Annotated in this window: 12 protein-coding genes; 6 read left to right on the top strand and 6 right to left on the bottom strand. The window is 68.7% G+C overall.

Features of this window, described 5'->3' with window-relative positions:
- Positions 1-215: 215 nt before the first annotated feature.
- From AC3WQM_RS24285 to AC3WQM_RS24295, 3 genes are all read right to left on the bottom strand, one after another.
- Positions 216-2,069, bottom strand: coding sequence for a phosphoenolpyruvate carboxykinase (GTP) (locus tag AC3WQM_RS24285; protein ID WP_492682313.1), 1,854 nt, complete (start codon positions 2,067-2,069; stop codon positions 216-218).
- A gap of 151 nt (positions 2,070-2,220) precedes the next feature.
- Complete coding sequence (locus AC3WQM_RS24290) at positions 2,221-2,373, bottom strand: hypothetical protein (protein ID WP_169805104.1); 153 nt, start codon at positions 2,371-2,373, stop codon at positions 2,221-2,223.
- Between the two features lie 121 nt (positions 2,374-2,494).
- Positions 2,495-3,694 (bottom strand): threonine ammonia-lyase, encoded by a 1,200-nt coding sequence (locus AC3WQM_RS24295; protein WP_492682315.1) that lies wholly within the window; start codon positions 3,692-3,694, stop codon positions 2,495-2,497.
- Positions 3,695-3,810: 116 nt separating this feature from the next.
- Here AC3WQM_RS24295 and AC3WQM_RS24300 point away from each other — a divergent pair, with 116 nt between their 5' ends.
- From AC3WQM_RS24300 to xylB, 4 genes are all read left to right on the top strand, one after another.
- Complete coding sequence (locus tag AC3WQM_RS24300) at positions 3,811-6,135, top strand: ATP-binding protein (RefSeq protein ID WP_492682317.1); 2,325 nt, start codon at positions 3,811-3,813, stop codon at positions 6,133-6,135.
- A 76-nt stretch (positions 6,136-6,211) separates the two neighbouring features.
- Positions 6,212-7,837 (top strand): S41 family peptidase, encoded by a 1,626-nt coding sequence (locus AC3WQM_RS24305; RefSeq protein ID WP_492682319.1) that lies wholly within the window; start codon positions 6,212-6,214, stop codon positions 7,835-7,837.
- Positions 7,838-8,027: 190 nt separating this feature from the next.
- The gene (locus tag AC3WQM_RS24310) at positions 8,028-9,209 is read left to right on the top strand and encodes a nucleoside hydrolase (protein ID WP_492682321.1); all 1,182 of its coding nucleotides are present in this window, start codon (positions 8,028-8,030) and stop codon (positions 9,207-9,209) included.
- A gap of 70 nt (positions 9,210-9,279) precedes the next feature.
- On the top strand, positions 9,280-10,752 hold the full coding sequence (xylB, locus tag AC3WQM_RS24315) for a xylulokinase (protein ID WP_492682323.1): 1,473 nt from the start codon (positions 9,280-9,282) through the stop codon (positions 10,750-10,752).
- 16 nt (positions 10,753-10,768) lie between these two features.
- Here xylB and AC3WQM_RS24320 read toward each other — a convergent pair whose 3' ends face one another.
- Together AC3WQM_RS24320 and AC3WQM_RS24325 are read right to left on the bottom strand one after the other, a co-directional pair.
- Positions 10,769-11,737, bottom strand: coding sequence for a tripartite tricarboxylate transporter substrate binding protein BugE (locus AC3WQM_RS24320; protein WP_492682325.1), 969 nt, complete (start codon positions 11,735-11,737; stop codon positions 10,769-10,771).
- 52 nt (positions 11,738-11,789) lie between these two features.
- Positions 11,790-13,019: an alpha-hydroxy acid oxidase gene (locus AC3WQM_RS24325; RefSeq protein WP_492682327.1), complete on the bottom strand. Its 1,230-nt coding sequence runs from the start codon at positions 13,017-13,019 to the stop codon at positions 11,790-11,792.
- 121 nt (positions 13,020-13,140) lie between these two features.
- Here AC3WQM_RS24325 and AC3WQM_RS24330 point away from each other — a divergent pair, with 121 nt between their 5' ends.
- Positions 13,141-14,043, top strand: a complete 903-nt coding sequence (locus AC3WQM_RS24330) for a LysR family transcriptional regulator (RefSeq protein ID WP_492682329.1) — start codon at positions 13,141-13,143, stop codon at positions 14,041-14,043.
- Between the two features lie 10 nt (positions 14,044-14,053).
- On the opposite strand, the gene recQ is transcribed toward AC3WQM_RS24330, so the two are convergent.
- Positions 14,054-15,964: a DNA helicase RecQ gene (recQ, locus tag AC3WQM_RS24335; RefSeq protein WP_492682331.1), complete on the bottom strand. Its 1,911-nt coding sequence runs from the start codon at positions 15,962-15,964 to the stop codon at positions 14,054-14,056.
- Positions 15,965-16,270: 306 nt separating this feature from the next.
- Between recQ and AC3WQM_RS24340 the strand changes: the two genes are divergently transcribed.
- Positions 16,271-17,239, top strand: a complete 969-nt coding sequence (locus AC3WQM_RS24340) for an ABC transporter substrate-binding protein (protein ID WP_492682333.1) — start codon at positions 16,271-16,273, stop codon at positions 17,237-17,239.
- The last annotated feature ends 2 nt before the right edge of the window (positions 17,240-17,241 follow it).

Below are 17,241 nucleotides of genomic sequence, written 5' to 3' on the forward strand. Positions count from 1 at the left end.
GGGGCGCGCTGCAAACCAGCCAAGCGCCGGCGCGCCGTATGCAACGCGCGCTCGACATCGACGAAGACGCCTCCATGACCAGGAATCACCTGCAGAGCCGCCAATTGACCGCTGCCTAAAGCAAGAAAGCCCGATGAGATGAACTCATCGGGCTTTCTATTGGGCTCTCAAGGCCCGCGCTTCGCAGGCTGCACGAGCCTGCGAGAAGAACTTACTCAGGCCGCCAACCGCTGCTCAATCGCAGCCTTCGTCTCCGGCAATTCCTTCGGCAGATGGTGTGCCAGCTGCTGGAACAGCTCCGTGTGCAGCTTCAGCTCAGCCTGCCAGGCCGCCTTGTCGATGCTCGTGACCGTCGCGAACTGCTCGGCGCTGAAATCCAGGCCGGTCCAGTTCAGGTCTTCGTAGCGTGGGCTCACGCCGGTGATGTGCTCGACACCTTCCGTTGCCTTGCCTTCCACGCGGTCGATCATCCATTTCAGCACGCGCATGTTCTCGCCGTAGCCTGGCCAGACGAACTTGCCGTCCGCGCCCTTGCGGAACCAGTTGGTCGTGTAGATCTTCGGCAGCTGGGCGCCCGAGGCTTCCAGCTTCTTGCCCAGGTCGAGCCAGTGCTGGAAGTAGTCGCTCATGTTGTAGCCCATGAACGGCAGCATGGCGAACGGGTCGCGGCGCACCACGCCCTGCTGGCCGGCGGCTGCAGCGGTGGTTTCCGAGCCCATCGTCGCGGCCATGTAGACGCCTTCAACCCAGTTGCGGGCTTCGGTGACCAGCGGCACGGTCGTCGAGCGGCGGCCGCCGAAGATGAAGGCGTCGATCTTCACGCCCTTCGGATCGTCCCAGGCTTCGTCGAGCGCGGGGTTGTTGGTGGCGGCGACGGTGAAGCGTGCGTTCGGGTGGGCGGCCTTGGCGCCGGTTTCCTTGGCGATCTGCGGCGTCCACTCCTTGCCTTGCCAGTCGATGCAGTGCGCGGGCGCGTCGCCCATTCCTTCCCACCAGACGTCGCCGTCGTCGGTCAGCGCCACGTTCGTGAAGATCACGTCACGGTGCAGGCTGGCCATGCAGTTCGGATTGGTCAGGTCGTTGGTGCCCGGGGCCACGCCGAAGTACCCGGCTTCGGGGTTGATGGCGCGCAGCGTGCCGTCGGCCTGGGGTTTGATCCAGGCGATGTCGTCGCCGATGGTCGTGACCTTCCAGCCGTCGAAGCCCGCCGGCGGGATCAGCATGGCGAAGTTGGTCTTGCCGCAGGCGCTCGGGAAAGCCGCTGCCACGTGGTGCTTCTTGCCCTCGGGGCTGGTCACGCCCAGGATCAGCATGTGCTCGGCCAGCCAGCCTTCGTCGCGGCCCATGTTCGAGGCGATGCGCAGTGCGAAGCACTTCTTGCCCAGCAGCGCGTTGCCGCCGTAGCCCGAACCGTAGCTCCAGATCTCGCGCGTCTCGGGGTAGTGAACGATGTACTTGGTGGTGTTGCAGGGCCAGGTCACATCCTTCTGGCCGGCCTCGAGCGGTGCGCCCACGGTGTGAACGCACGGCACGAACTCGCCGTCGGTGCCCAGCACCTCGTACACGGCCTTGCCCATGCGGGTCATGATGCGCATGTTGACGGCCACGTAAGGGCTGTCGGACAGCTCGATGCCGATGTGTGCAATGGGCGAGCCCAGCGGGCCCATGCTGAACGGCACCACGTACATGGTCCGGCCCTTCATGCAGCCGTCGAACAGGGGCTGCAGTGTCGTGCGCATCTCGGCCGGGGCCATCCAGTTGTTGGTGGGGCCGGCGTTTTCCTTCTGTGCGGAGCAGATGAAGGTGCGGTCTTCGACACGTGCGACGTCGCTCGGATCGGACATCGCGAGGAACGAGCCCGGACGCTTGGCGGGGTTCAGCTTCTTGAAGGTGCCGGCGTCGACCAGTTGCTGGCAGAGGCGGTCGTATTCTTCCTTGCTGCCGTCGCACCAGTGGACGGCATCGGGTTTGCACAGCGCGGCCATGTCGGCCACCCAGGCGATCAGCTTGGCGTTCTTGACGTATGAGGGCGCCTGAATGGGAAGGCCCTTCATCGTGGGTGCGTTCATCGGAAATCTCCTAAGTTGAAAAATCGTCTTTCCGAACGGGGCGCCGAGCCTGACCAGGCACGGAGGTCCGTTTGAGAAAACGTTTCGCTTTGGGAGATTGCGTCAACGCGGGCCGCACAGCCCGCGGACAAAAGCGCGAAAGCCTGTCAGCTCAGGCGAGAAAAACGGCGATCGACGCCAGCAGCAGCATCAGCACGCCGCCAGCCAGCGGGAGCACGAGTGGCATCAGGTGAACGACCGATTCGACGGCGTCATGTTCGGCGGCGGCAGCGTGGCCGTGCTCGGCGGGGGTGGGATGGGACATCGGGAAATACCTCGAATACGCAAATGACAAAGCATCAAATGCAGTCAACCGCAAATGACAAAACTCCCGCCATTTTACCGGCGAGGCGCCGCCTGCGGGTCTAGGGGGTTGCGAGGAGCCCTCAGTGCTGCTCCACCGCTTCGAAACCGGCGTCTTTCAGGGCGCTCAAGACACTGGCCAGATGGGCCCGGCCGCGGGTCTGCAGCACCAGCTCGACGTCGACATTCTGCGCCGCCAGCATGGTGAAGGCGCGCTGGTGGTGCACCTCGTCGACGTTAGCGCCCGCTTCGGCCACAGTGGCCGTGATCTGGGCCAGCGAGCCCGGCACATCGCGCGCGCTGACACGCACGCGGGCGAGCCGACCGGCACGCACCATGCCGCGTTCGATGATGGCCGCGAGCAGCAGCGGATCGATGTTGCCGCCCGACAGCACCAGGCCCACGCGCTTGCCGCGAAAGTGTTCCGGGTGGCGGATCAGCGCCGCCAGGCCTGCCGCGCCAGCGCCTTCGACCAGGGTCTTTTCGATCTCCAGCAGCATCAGCACGCCTTGCTCAATGTCGCCTTCGTCCACCAGCAGCAGGTCGTCGACCTTGGCCGCGATGATTTCCTGCGTCAGCACGCCGGGCGTGCCGACTGCGATGCCTTCGGCGATCGTGCTCGTGCCCTGCGCGTGGTGCGTGCCTTTGACGGCATTCACCATCGCCGGAAAGCGCTGTGTCTGCACGCCGACGATCTCGATGCCGGGCTTGATCTCGCGCGCCGCGACGGCCATGCCGGCGATGAGCCCGCCGCCGCCCACCGCCACCACGAGCGTGTCGAGGTCGGGCACCGCGTCGAGCATCTCGAGCGCGATCGTGCCCTGGCCGGCAATGATGGCTTCGTCGTCATAGGGGTGCACGAAGGTCAGCCCTTCGCGCTCGGCCAGTGCCAGCGCATGCGCGCGCGCCGCGTCCAGCGTGTCGCCGTGCAGCACGACCTCGGCGCCGAAGCCGCGCGTGCGCTCGATCTTCACGCCGGGCGTGAAGCGCGGCATCACGATGAGGGCGCGCAGGCCCAGCCGCTGCGCGTGATAAGCCACACCCTGCGCATGGTTGCCGGCCGACATGGCGATCACGCCGCGCGTGCCGCCTTCAGAAAGATCGACCAGCTTGTTGCACGCCCCACGCTCCTTGAAGGAGGACGTGAACTGCAGGTTTTCGAACTTGAGGAACACCTGCGCGCCCACGATTTCAGAGAGCGTGCGCGACTCCACGCAGGGCGTGTTGAGCACTTGGCCCTGCAGGCGCGCCGCGGCGCGACGGATAGCTTCGATTCCGACCATGGCGCGCATTGTGGCTGGAATCCAGCGGATCAGGGTTTTTACTCTTTCGGCGTCTTCCCGAAGCCAAAAGTCTGCGTTATGGTCGCTCCAAGTATTTCCTCGCAGGAGGTTGCCTGATGGTCAAGCGTGCGGGTGTCGATGTGGTGGCTGCTGCGGTGCGCGGGCAGGCCTTGCCTTCGCCCGGCCTCAAGGAAGCACCGGTGCTCGAGCTCATGTGCTCGCACTTCGTGCTCACGCTCGCCGCCAAGCAGGGGCCGCGCTTCAATGTGCGGCGCGATATCAACGGATTGCTCTCGCTCACCGGGCGTCATCTCGTGTGGCCCGCCGCGGTGCTGCAGCGATTGCGCGAGTTCCTGGGCCGCCGCTGTGCGGGCAACGAAGCGTGGAAGGGCGTCGAAGATTTCGACGGCCGCACGCTGCTCGAACGCCACGGCGTGTGGCGCGGCCCGTATGAAGAAGGCACGCTGTTCTTCTACCTCGACGAGTACGCGAAAGACCAGCCGAAAGACCTGCTCTCGGTGCTGGCCGTCACGCGCGACTGGCTCACGCACGCGCTGCGCAAGCAATCCACGCTGGTCGAGAAGAACATCGACGCGCTCGCCGGCCTCTTGCAGCTCAACAAGGCCGAGCGCGCGCTGCTCCTGTACGGCACGCTCGCGCGCTACCAGCGTGACCTGCGCTCGCTGTTGGTCGAGTTCAAGGTCAACAACGCGCCCGAGGCCTACGCCGCCATCGCCGACATCGCGGGCGTCAACGCGAGCGAGGTGGGCGAGGCGCTGCGCGCGGGCTCGCGGCTGGAGCGCATCGGTCTCGTCGAGAACCTCATCTCCGAGCACAACATCACCGACCTCGCCGACCTCATGAAGGTCAGCGAGAAGCTGCCGCCCGTGCTCATGCGCGAGTACCGCGACCACAACGAGCTGATGGCCGTGTTCACGCGGCCCTCGGCCAAGAGCGCGCTCACGCCGCACGACTTCTCCTTCGTGCAGGAAGACGCGCAGATGCTCGTCACGCTGCTGCGTGCGGCGGTGGCACGCAAGGAGCCCGGCGTCAACGTGCTGCTCTACGGCCCGCCCGGCACCGGCAAGACCGAGCTGGCCAAGGTGGTCGCGCAGGCCGCGGGCCTCGAACTCTTCGAGGTCGAGTACGCCGACCGCGACGGCAACTCGCTCAGCGGCCGCGACCGCTACCGCTCGCTGCAGATCGCGCAGGTCTTCCTCAAGGGCAGCGCCCAGGCCGCGCTGCTGTTCGACGAGGTCGAGGACGTCTTCCCGCCCATCAGCACCGAGGCCGCGCAGTTCATGGCGCGCGCCGAGCAGATCCCCGCGCCCGCCAGCGGCAGCGTGAGCGGCAAGGCCTGGGTCAACCAGATCCTCGAGGCCAACCCCGTGCCCACGCTGTGGGTCACCAACCGCATCGAGCAGATCGACCCGGCCTTCCGCCGCCGCTTCGCCTACCACCTCGAACTCAAGTCGCCGCCGCCTGGCGCGCGCGAGCAGCTCGTCAAGAAGACGCTCGAAGGCGTGGTCGTGTCCGAGGCCTTCACCGCCAAGCTGGCCGAGCGCAAGGGCCTCACGCCCGCGCAGATCCGCACCGCCGTGCGCTTCGCCGGCCTGGCCAAGACCGACGAGGCTTCGGTCGAGGCCCTCATCGAGCGGCAGCTGCGCAACGCCGACCTCGCGCTGGGTACGCTCGACAAGAGCCCGGCCGAGCGCCGCAGTGTCACCACCTACGACCTGGACATGCTCCACGTCGAGACCCGCTTCGAGATCCCGCGCATCGTCGAGGCGCTGAAGGCGCGCGGCCACGGCACGCTGTGCTTCTACGGCGCGCCCGGCACCGGCAAGACCGCGCTGGCCGAGCATATCGCCAAGGCCGTGGGCCGCCCGCTCATCGTCAAGCAGGCCAGCGACCTCATGAGCAAGTACGTCGGCGAGACCGAGCAGAACATGGCCGCCATGTTCAAGGAGGCCGAGTCCGAGAAGGCCGTGCTGCTGCTCGACGAGGCCGACTCGTTCCTGCAGGACCGGCGCGGCGCGCAGCGCGCCTACGAGGTCACCGAGGTCAACGAGATGCTGCAGGGCATGGAGCGCTTTCGCGGCGTGTTCATTTGCACCACCAACCTGCTCGACCGGCTCGACCAGGCGGCGCTGCGGCGCTTCACCTTCAAGATCAAGTTCATGCCGCTCACCGCGGCGCAGCGCGAACGCATGTTCGTCACCGAGGCGCTGGCGGGTGATGCGGCCCTGCTCACCGGCGAGGTGCGCGCGCGCCTGGCGCAGCTGTCGCAGCTGTGCCCCGGCGACTTCGCGGCCGTGAAGCGGCAGACCGACATCCTCGCGGCCGAGTTCTCGGCGGCGGAGTTTCTCGAGCAGCTCGAAGCCGAGCACCGGATCAAGCCCGAGGTGCGCGAATCGCGCGGCATGGGCTTCATCCAGTAGCGGGCGGGCGTCCCGCCGCAGCCGCCCAACACAACAAGCAGACACTGTCCGCCATCGCGGACGCCAGGAGGAACCGATGGCTTTTCGCAAAGCAGATGCGTCGCGGCGCTCGCGGGCCGTGGCGGCCACCGCAGGGGCCATGGCGCTTGCGCTGGCCGGCCTGCTGGCGGGGTGCGGCGGAGGAGGCGGGGGCGGAGGTGGCGGCGGTGGGTTCCCGATCGGCGTGGTGCCGACGCCCACCCCCGGCGGCGGCGGTGAAAGCGGCGGCATCGTCGCGTCCTCGACCGTCGCCGGCCAGTGCGCCGCGCCGCGCCGGGGCATCAACCCCGTGACCCGCGTTGCCTATCCCGACGTCGCCGGCACCGTCGACAACGAAAAGAGCTGGGTGCGCGGCTGGATCGACGAAACCTACCTTTGGTACAACGAGGTGCCCACCACGCTCAAGGCCTCGGACTACGCCACGCCGTTGACCTGGTTCAACGTGCTCAAGACGCCCGCCACCACCCCCTCGGGCCAGCTCAAGGACCGCTTCCACTTCTACCTGGACACCGAGGCGTACCGCCTGGAGTCGGAGGGCGGCGTGTCGGTCGGCTACGGCATGGAGACGGCGGCCGTGCGCAGTTCGCCGCCGCGCAACATCCGCCTCGCCTTCGTCGAGCCGGGCTCGCCCGCCGCGGCGGCCGGCCTGGCGCGCGGGGCCAAGCTGGTCGTCGTCGACGGTGTCGACGTGGTGGCCAGCACCGGGCAGACCAACGTCGACATCATCAACCGCGCGATCTCGCCGCAGACCCTCGGCGAGAAGCACACCTTCACCTTCGAGGTGAGCGGCACGCGCGGCAGTCCGATCGAGCTCACGGCCCAGCGCATCACGAGCAGCCCGGTGCTGTACACCCGCACCATCGGGCCGGCCGGCAACCGCGTGGGCTACCTGCTGTTCAACGACCACATCTCGACCGCCGAGGCGCAGCTCGTCACGGCCATGAACACGCTCAAGCAGGACGGCGGCGTCCAGGACCTCGTGATCGACATGCGCTACAACGGCGGCGGCCAGCTGCGCATCGCAAGCCAGCTGGCCTACATGGTGGCCGGGCCGGGCCCGACGAACGGCAAGACCTTCGAGTTGCTGACATTCAACGACAAGAACCCGTACCGGACCACGCTCGCGGACAACCTCACGCCCTTCTTCACGACCACCCGCGCCAACCAGCCCCTGCCCACGCTGGGCCTGTCGCGCGTCACGCTGCTGACGGGCCGCAGCACCTGCTCGGCCAGCGAGTCGGTCATCAACAGCCTGCGCGGCGTGGGCGTCACGGTCAACCTCGTGGGCGCCACCACCTGCGGCAAGCCCTACGGGTTCGTTCCGCAGGACAACTGCGGCACCACCTACTTCGCGGTCAACTTCAAGGGCGTCAACCAGGCCGGTTTCGGCGACTACGGCGACGGCTTTGCACCCAATGCCAGCTGCGCCGTGGCCGACGACTTCGACCACCTCCTGGGCGACGCCGCCGAAGGCCGGCTGGCCGCGGCGCTGCGGTTGCGCGACACCGGGTCGTGCACCGCACCGACTGCGTCCGCCAAGGCCGCGGATGTCCCGGGCCTGGAGAAGGCCGCCACGTCGGCAGAAGAAGACGAACCCTTCCTGCGTCCCCGCTCGCCGCTGCGCGAAAACCGGCTGATCGACCCCGTGCCCAACCCGGGTTGATGACACCCTGACCCCCGCGCGAGGCCGACGCTCCGGCCTCGCGGAAAACCCCTAGCCGCACCCCATTGCCACGCCCGTGGCCTGCCACTTAGAGTTTGGCAAACGTTTGCGCAAAGGTTTGCGCAAACGTTTCCACCTCCTGGCGACCCTCTGGAAACCGGGTTGAAAACCAAACACTTAGGAGAAGCAGATGCGCAAATGGACAGTGAGGGCCTTCTGGCTCGTCGCCGTGGCCGTGCTCACGGCATGCGGCGGCGGGGGCGATGGTGGTGCCGGCATCGGCTTGGCGCCCGGCTACGCGGCGACGCCGGTGGCGCAGAAAGTCATCATCGACAGCGACTACAACACCATGAGCGACGACGGCCAGCTCGGCGTCATGGCCGCGCAGCTGCAGGCCGAGGGCAAGGTGCAGGTGATGGGCATCAGCGTCGTCTCGGGCAACCAGTGGCTCAAGCAGGGCGTGGCCGACGCGCTGATGTCGGTCGAGCGCCTGGGCGTGGGCCAGCGCATCGGCGTCTACGTGGGCGAGAACTACGCGCTGAACCACACCTTCGCGGACATCGAGGCCGAAATGAAGGCTGGCGCAGGCGGCGACGGCTACCTGGGCGCCTGGAGCGGCCCCGAGCCCAAGACCGATGCCGACCTCAAGCCCTCGCCCGACGGCTTCGCCACCCGCACCGTGGTGCAGCGCAAGAGCGCGGTCGACTTCATCATCGACACCGTCAAGGCCAACCCGAACGAGATCACCATCCTGGCCATCGGCCCGCTCACCAACATCGCGCTGGCCGTGAAGAAGAGCCCCGACATCGTGCCGCTGATCAAGAAGATCATCTACATGGGCGGCGCCGTCGACGTGGCGGGCAACACCACCCATTTCGCCGAGTTCAACTGGTGGTTCGACCCCGAGGCCGCGCAGTTCGTGGTGCGCCTGCCGATCCCGCAGGTGGTGGTGCCGCTGGACGTGACCGACACCGTGTTCCTCACCAAGCCCATCTACGACCGCATCGCCCACCCGGCCAAGCCCACGGCCGTGACCGAGGTGTTCCGCAAGCTCAACGGCTACGGCTTCAGCGGCACCAACGGCTTCGAGAACAACCCGAACTACACGCAGAACATCTGGGACACGCTGGTGCTGGCCTACCTCATCGATCCACGCTACGCCACGCAGACCGTCGAGCGCTATGTCGACGTGGTCGCCAAGCCCGGCGCCGCCGACAACGGCCGCTCCATCGGCTACACCACGCCGCCTGCGGGCGTGCCGCTGCAGAAGATGACCGTGGTGAAGAAGTTCGACAACGCGCGCTTCTTCGAGCTCTACATCGACCTGCTCACGCGGCCGGTGCCGATCTCGCTGCCGGCGACCGGCTCATAAACCACCTGCCGTCAGCCTGCGCGACTGGCCGGAGCGCCGATACTGCGGCCCTCGAACAGGGAACACACGCATGCTGATCGGCATCGATATCGGAACCTCCGCGGTCAAGATCGTCCTGACCGACCTGCAGCTGCTGCATGTCGTGGCCACGGTCGATCGGCCGCTCACTTCGCAGTACCCGCAGCCGCTGTGGTGCGAGCACGACCCCGACCAGTGGTGGGCCGCCGTGGCGGATGGCCTCGACGAGCTGGCGCGCACGCACCCGACAGCCATGGCCGGCGTGCAAGGCATCGGCCTGTCGGGCCAGATGCACTCGCTGGTGCTGCTCGACGCGGCCGACCGCCCCGTGCGCCCCGCGATCCTCTGGAACGACGGCCGCGCCGCCGCCGAGGCCGCCGAGCTCATGCAGACCGACCTGGCCCTGCGCCGCGCCGTCGGCGTGCAGCCGATGGCGGGCTTCACCGGCCCCAAGCTGCGCTGGCTGCGCACCCACGAGCCCGAGGCCGTGGCGCGCGCCCGCTCGCTGCTGCTGACCAAGGACTACGTGCGCCTGCAGCTGTCGGGCGAGAAGGTGACCGACGTCACCGACGCGGCCGGCACCTGGCTGTTCGACCAGGCGCAGCGCCGCTGGTCGCCGCAGGCGCTCGCCGCCTGCGGGGTCGATCCCGCCTGGCTGCCGCGCGTGGTCGAGTCGTGCGAGCCCTGCGCCACCGTGCGCGACGCGCTGGCTGCGCGCTGGGGCCTGCCGCGCGGCGTGCCGATCGCCGGCGGCGCGGGCGATGCCGCGGCGGGCGGTGTCGGCATCGGCGTGGTCGGGCCGGGCGACGGCTTCGTGTCGCTCGGCACCTCGGCGCAGATCCTGGTGGCCGACACCGCGCACCGCCCCGACCCCGAGCGGCTGGTGCACGCCTTCTGCCACGCGCTGCCGCAGCGCTGGTACCGCATGGCGGCGCTGCTCAACGGCGCGAGCCCGCTGGCCGCGCTGGCGTCGTGCACCGGCGGTGCATCGGTCGGCGCGCTGCTGGCCGAGGTCGAGGCCGCGTACACCGGGCCGTCGCGCCTGCTCGCGCTGCCCTACTTGTTCGGCGAACGCACGCCGCACAACAACCCGTTCGCGCGCGGCGCGATCGTCGGCCTGTCGGGCGCGACCACGCGCGCCGACCTGATGCAGGCGGTCTGCGAAGGCATCGCCTTCTCGCTCGCCGACGGGCTGGAAGCGCTGAGCGCGCAGACGGCGCGGCCCGAGCGCCTGGCGCTGATCGGCGGCGGTGCGCGCTCCGCCTTCCTGGCGCAGCTGATCGCGTCGGTGCTCGACGTGCCGCTGGTGCTGTACGAATCCGCCGACCGCGGCCCGGCCTTCGGTGCGGCGCGGCTCGCGCGGCTGGCGGTCACGGGCGAAGACCCGGCGGGTGTGGTCGTCGCGCCTGCCGTGCGCCAGGTGCTGGCGCCCGACGCCGCCTTGCATGCGGCCTACCAGCCCCGGCTCGAGGCCTTCCGCACGCTCTATCGCGCGATGGCGCCGGTCTGGGCGTCGGTGGCCTGACGAGGCGCTCGCCGGTTCAGTCCAGCGTGAGCCCGGCGGAGTCCACCACCTTCTTGTACACGTCGAACTCGGCGGCGATCTGCTGCGTGAATTCCTGCGGCGTGTTGCCGACGACGAAGGAGCCGGTGTCCTGGATGCGCTTGCGCACGGCAGGCTCATCGAGCGACTTGCGCGCCGCCGCGTGCACCTTGTCCACCACGTCCTTGGGCAGGCCCTTGGGGCCCACGATGCCGTAGTACGCCATGCGGTTCACCGGCGCGAGGCCGACCTCCTTGAAGGTCGGCACGTCGGGCAGGTCCTTCAGGCGCTCGGACGCCGCCACGACGATCGGGATCAACCGGCGGTCCTTGATGAAGGGCAGCGCCGACGGCAGGTTGTCGAAGATCATCGCGACCTGGCCCGCGACGGTGTCGTTGAGCGCCGGGCCCGACCCCCGGTAGGGGATGTGCGTGACGGACGCGCCGGCCATGCCCTTGTACAGCTCCATCTGCAGGTGCCCGATGCTGCCCGTGCCTGCGGTGGCGTAGGCGTACTTGCCGGGGTTCTTCTTCAGCACCTCGATGAAGCCCTTGTAGTCCCGGGCCGGAAAGCTGGGGTGGATCGCAATGACGTTGGGCGTCGCGGCCAGGTTGATGATCGGCGTGAAGTCGGCCTTCGGGTTGTACGGCACCTTGGGGTTGATGGCCGGGTTGGCCGCCGTCGTCGACACGGTGCCGATGCCCAGCGCGTAGCCGTCGGGCGTGGCGCGCGCGGTCTCGGCGGCCCCGATCGCGCCGCCCGCGCCCGACTTGTTCTCGACGATGACGCTCTGCCCCAGGTGCCTGCCCAGGGGCTCGGAGATGACGCGCGCAATGATGTCCGTCGTGCCGCCCGGCGCGAACGGCACCTGCAGCTTGACGGGCTTGTCGGGGTAGCCCTGCGCGTGAGCGGGCACGGTTGCCGCCAGCAGGCAGGCGAGGGCGAACAGGGTGGGGGTTTTCGGCAAGGTGTCTTCCTCCTCTTGGATGGATGGAATGGGTGGGATGAGTGGGCGCAGCTCAGGGGCGCCGCGGGATCAGGCAGCTCGCGTCGAGCTCGCCCGGGTCGTTGACGCCGAGCATCGCCATGTTCCGGTCGACCTCGTCCCGCAGCAGCCGGATCGCGTGCGTGACGCCCGCGTGGCCGCCCACGGCGGCGGCGTACATGAACGGGCGGCCGGCGAACACGGCCTTGGCGCCGAGCGCCAGCGCCTTCAGCACATCGCTGCCGCGCCGCACGCCGCCGTCGACCATCACGGGCAACTCGCCCGCGGCGTCCAGCACCTGCGGCAGCGCGCGCAGGGCCGGTGCCGCGCCGTCGAGCTGCCGGCCGCCGTGGTTGGAGACGATGAGGCCATCGGCGCCGAGCTGCCGCGCGCGGCGCGCATCGGCCGGATGAAGAATGCCCTTCAGGATCAGCGGCCCGCGCCACTGCTGGCGGATGCGGGCGATGTGGTCCCAGTGGATGTGGTCGCGGCCGGTCGTGTCGCGGATCGCGGTGCTGGAGAAAAGAGGCGCGCCGCGCGTGGCGAACGAGTTCTCGAAATGCGGCATGCCCTGCGTCACGAAGGTCCGCGCGAGCGTGCCGAGCAGCCAGCGCGGCCGCACGAGGCCGTCCCATGCCAGCCGCAGGCTGGGCCGCAGCGGCGTCGTGAAGCCGGCGCGCACGTTGTTTTCGCGGTTCGCCCAGACCGGAATGTCGACCGTCACGACCAGGTGGCGAAAGCCCGCGCCGGCGATGCGCGCCACCAGGCCGTCGATGCGCGCCGCGTCGCCCGGCAGGTAGGCCTGGAACCACGTGCCGGGCGCGGCCTGGGCGACTTCTTCCATCGGAATGAGCGAGGTGCCGCTCATGACCGCGGGAATGCCGGCCGCCTGCGCCGCTTGCGCAAGCACCAGGTCGCCGCGGTAGGCCGACAGCGCGCTGATGCCGACCGGCGCGATCCCGAAGGGCGACGCGTAGCGCTGGCCGAACAGCGTGACCTCCTGCGAGCGCCGGGAGACGTCGACCAGCACCCGGGGCAGGAAGTCGTGCGCGTCGAACGCGGCGCGGTTGGCGTCCAGCGAGCGGTTGTCTTCGGCCGCGCCGGCGATGTAGCCGAACAGCGGGCGCGGCAGCCGGCGCTTCGCCGCGTGCTCGAAGTCCTGCAGCGACAGGATGCCGGCCAGCCGCCGCGGCGTCGCGGCAGCAGCAGGGGCTTGCGCCGGCGCGGTGCGCGGGGCATCGAAGGCACGCGAGAAAACAGTCATGTCCGCCATCCAGTCAGTCGTTCGGTCCGCGCGGACTGTAGGGGGGCAGAAGGTTTTAAAAAAGCGAATTTATGGTAATTTGTCATTTCGCTTTTTTCGAAATAACCGAGGGAGACGGCGCATGACGCTGAAGCAACTGGAGGCCTTCTACTGGGCCGCGACCTGCGCCAGCTTTGCGCTCGCGGCGCAGCGGCTGCACCTGTCGACCTCGTCGCTGTCCAAGCGACTGGTCGAGCTGGAGGTGTCGCTCGGCGCGCCCTTGTTCGACCGCGCCGGGCAACGGGCCACGCTCACGGACGCGGGCGAGCGCTTCTTGCCGCGCGCCGCCGCTTTGCTGCTGGCGGCCGACGAAACGAAGCGGTCGATCGGCGCGCCCGCCAGCCTCGGAGGTCGCTGCACCTTCGGCATCGGTGAACTGAGCGCGCTGACCTGGCTGCCCCAGCTCGTCGCGCACGTGGGGCGGCACCTGCCCGACCTGCGCCTGGAGCCGCACGTCAACTTCGGCTCGGCGCTGGACGAACGCCTTCGCAACGGCGAACTCGACTGCGCGGTGATCGCCGGGCGCTCACCGCACCACGGGCTGATCTCGTCGCACACCGTGGGCCAGGCGCATTTCGTGTGGGTGGCCGCCCCCGCGTTGGCGGGCAAGACTACGACGATCGGCGCGCCGCTGCTCGCGCAACATCCCATCGTGACGCTGCCGCCCGGCGCGGGCACCAGCCGCCTGCTCGACGAATGGCTCATGGCCGAGAACCTCGAGGCGCCGCACCGCCTCAGCTGCAACAGCTGGGGCGCCGTTGCCGGCCTGCTGATCGAGGGGATCGGTGTCGGGTTCCTGCCGGAAGGCTGGGCGCGCCTGCTGTCGCGCCGCGGCGACCTGCGCATCCTGAAGACCCGCCAGGCCTTGCCCGCGCTGACCTACACCTTCCAGAAGCGCAGCAACGACGAGCGCCATCTGCTGACGGCCATGCGCGCCGCGGTGCTCGCGTCCATCGATTTCTCGAAGGCGGCCCGCCTGCTCTAGGTGGAGAGCGTCAGAAGGCCTCGCACACGCGAAGCACTTCGGCGCCGTAGGCCTCGAGCTTCTTCGTGCCGATGCCGCTGATGCCCTGCAGGTCTTCGAGCGTCGCGGGTGCGCGCTCGGCAATGGCGGCCAGCGTGGCGTCGTGGAAGATCACGTAGGCCGGCAGGTTGTGTTCCTTGGCCACCTCGGCGCGCCAGGCCTTGAGCGCCTCGAAGCGCTTCTTGCCGGTGTCGTCCAGCGAGGCCGCAGCCGGCGACGGCGCGCCCTTGGCGGCCTTCTCGCGCCGGGGCTTGCGCTCGGCCGGCGACGACACCGACTCGCGCAGCGACACCGAGGTCTCGCCCTTGAGCACCGCGCGCGAGCCCTCGGTGAGCTTCAGCGTGTTGAACGCCTCGGCGTCCACCGCCAGCGCGCCGGTGGCGATCAGCTGGCGCAGCACGCCGCGCAGCGCCACCTCGCTGAACTCCGCGCCGATGCCGAAGGTGCTGATGCGCTCGTGGCCGAACTGCTTGACCTTCTCGGTCGCCTTGCCGCGCAGGATGTCCATGATGTGGCCTGCGCCGAAGCTGATGCCGCTGAGCTGCTGCACGCGGTAGATGGTGCTCAGCAGCTTGCGCGCGGCATCGGTGCCGTCCCACACCTGCGGTGGGTTCAGGCAGTTGTCGCAGTTGCCGCAGGGCGTGCTCTTCTCGCCGAAGTAGCCCAGCAGGCGCACGCGGCGGCAGTCGCTGGCCTCGGCCAGCGAGAGCAGGGCGTCGAGCTTGCCGCGCATCACCTGCTTGAACTCTTCGCCGGCCGGGCTCTCGTCGATCATGCGGCGCTGGTTCACCACGTCGTTCAGGCCGTAGGCCATCCAGGCGTCGGCGGGGGCGCCGTCGCGGCCCGCGCGGCCGGTTTCCTGGTAGTAGCCCTCGATGTTCTTGGGCATGTCGACGTGGCCCACGAAGCGCACGTCGGGCTTGTCGATGCCCATGCCGAAGGCGATGGTCGCGACCATCACGATGCCTTCTTCGCGCAGGAACCGGTCCTGGTGCTTCTGGCGCACCGCCGCATCGAGCCCTGCGTGGTACGGCAGCGCGTTGATGCCGGCGCCCTGCAGCGTCGTCGCGAGGTCTTCCACGCGCTTGCGCGACTGGCAATAGACCACGCCCGCATCGCCTTCGTGCTCGCGCTCGATGAAGCGCAGCAGCTGCGTGGTGGCGTCCTTCTTCTCGACGATGGTGTAGCGGATGTTCGGCCGGTCGAAGCTGGAGACGAACTGGCGCGCTTCTTCCAGCTGCAGCCGCTCGACGATGTCGGCGCGCGTGAGGTCGTCGGCCGTGGCCGTGAGCGCGATGCGCGGCACGCCCGGGTAGCGCTCGTGCAGCACGGTGAGCGCGCGGTACTCGGGGCGGAAGTCGTGGCCCCACTGGCTCACGCAATGCGCCTCGTCGATGGCGAACAGCGAGAGCTTGCCGCGCTCGTTCAGCGAATCGAGCTGCGACAAAAAGCGCGGCGTGTTCACGCGCTCGGGCGCCGCGTACAGCAGCGTGATCTCGCCGCGCAGCATGCGGCGCTCCACGTCCTGCGTCTGCTCCCAGTCGAGCGTCGAATTCAGGAACGCCGCGTTCACGCCCGCCTCGTGCAGCGCGCCGACCTGGTCGTGCATCAGCGCGATCAGCGGCGACACCACCACCGACACGCCGCGCCCCGCGCGCTGCCGCGCAATGGCCGGGATCTGATAACAGAGCGACTTGCCGCCGCCCGTGGGCATCAGCACCAGCGCGTCGCCGCCGCCCACCACGTGCTCCACGATGTCCTGCTGGGCCCCGCGAAAGCGCGCGTAGCCGAACACGTCGTGAAGGATGTCGGCGGGGGCCGCGCTGCCGGGGCTGCTGCCGTCGCTGGTGGCGTCGAAGGGGCGGGGAGCGAGGGAAGACACAGGCGGGGGTGCGAAGGGCGGGAGAGGGGGAGAAAAGGGCCGGAGCCGGGGCGGACGCCGATTGTCCCCCAGCGGCTCCGATATGACTGTGGCACGGCGTTTGCAATGGTGAACCCCGTCCCGGCACCCCTCTTGTCTAGACAGCAAAATGGGGCATTTCTCTCGGAGATGCACCAAAACAGGACTTTCGGGTTATCCTGTATAGACAAGTTAGGGCGCCTGGCAACAATGCGAGGCGTGCTGCCCATATCCCCCGGGCATGTATCGCCGAGTCACCTCTCTCAAAAAATGGAACCAGGAGTCCCCATGGTCAAGACGGTAGTTGTGAAAGTCGCTTCGCTGCTGGCAGCAGGTGCATGTGCAGCGGGCATGGCCGGAACGGCCGCCGCCCAGGACACGAAGATTTCGCTCGGCATGTCCGGCTGGACCGGCTTTGCGCCGCTCTCGCTGGCCGACAAGGCCGGCATCTTCAAGAAGAACGGGCTGGACGTCGAACTCAAGATGATCCCGCAGAAGGACCGCCACCTGGCGCTGGCCTCCGGCGCGATCCAGTGCGCGGCCACCACGGTGGAAACGCACGTGGCCTGGAACGCCAACGGCGTGCCGATCGTGCAGATCTTCCAGATGGACAAGTCCTACGGCGCCGACGGCCTGGCCGTGCGCAACGACGTGAAGAGTTTTGCCGACCTCAAGGGCAAGACCATCGGCGTGAGCGCCCCGGGCACCGCGCCGTACTTCGGCCTGGCCTGGATGCTCAGCAAGAACGGCATGACGCTGAAGGACGTGAAGGTGGTCTCGCTCGAGCCGCAGCCCGCCGCGCAGGCTTTCGTGGCCGGCCAGAACGACGCCGCCATGACCTATGAGCCCTACCTGTCGACCGTGCGCGCCAACCCCGCCGCCGGCAAGATCCTGGCCACCACGCTCGACTACCCGATGGTGATGGACACCGTCGGCTGCGCGCCCACCTGGCTCAAGACCAACGCCAAGGCCGCTGCCGCGCTCACCAAGTCGTACTTCGACGCGCTGGACCTGATCAAGGCCGACCCGGCCAAGGCCAACGAGCTCATGGGTTCGGCCGTCAAGCAAAGCGGCGAGCAGTTCGCCAAGTCGTCGGCCTACCTGCGCTGGCAGGACAAGGCCGCCAACCAGAAGTTCTTCGCGGGCGAGCTCACCAGCTTCATGAAGGAAGCCGCGGCCATCCTGCTGGAGGCCGGCGTGATCCGCAAGGCGCCGGAAGACTATGCCGCCACCTTCGACGCCAGCTATGTCAAGTAAGG

Source organism: Variovorax sp. FW301-JW7, assembly GCF_058788795.1.

Coding starts and splice junctions, on each gene's coding strand:
- AC3WQM_RS24305 (WP_492682319.1), top strand. CDS start 6,212: ATGGCTTTTCGCAAAGCAGATGCGTCGCGGCGCTCGCGGGCCGTGGCG.
- AC3WQM_RS24330 (WP_492682329.1), top strand. CDS start 13,141: ATGACGCTGAAGCAACTGGAGGCCTTCTACTGGGCCGCGACCTGCGCC.
- xylB (WP_492682323.1), top strand. CDS start 9,280: ATGCTGATCGGCATCGATATCGGAACCTCCGCGGTCAAGATCGTCCTG.
- AC3WQM_RS24295 (WP_492682315.1), bottom strand. CDS start 3,694: ATGGTCGGAATCGAAGCTATCCGTCGCGCCGCGGCGCGCCTGCAGGGC.
- AC3WQM_RS24285 (WP_492682313.1), bottom strand. CDS start 2,069: ATGAACGCACCCACGATGAAGGGCCTTCCCATTCAGGCGCCCTCATAC.
- AC3WQM_RS24325 (WP_492682327.1), bottom strand. CDS start 13,019: ATGACTGTTTTCTCGCGTGCCTTCGATGCCCCGCGCACCGCGCCGGCG.
- AC3WQM_RS24310 (WP_492682321.1), top strand. CDS start 8,028: ATGCGCAAATGGACAGTGAGGGCCTTCTGGCTCGTCGCCGTGGCCGTG.
- AC3WQM_RS24300 (WP_492682317.1), top strand. CDS start 3,811: ATGGTCAAGCGTGCGGGTGTCGATGTGGTGGCTGCTGCGGTGCGCGGG.
- AC3WQM_RS24340 (WP_492682333.1), top strand. CDS start 16,271: ATGGTCAAGACGGTAGTTGTGAAAGTCGCTTCGCTGCTGGCAGCAGGT.
- AC3WQM_RS24290 (WP_169805104.1), bottom strand. CDS start 2,373: ATGTCCCATCCCACCCCCGCCGAGCACGGCCACGCTGCCGCCGCCGAA.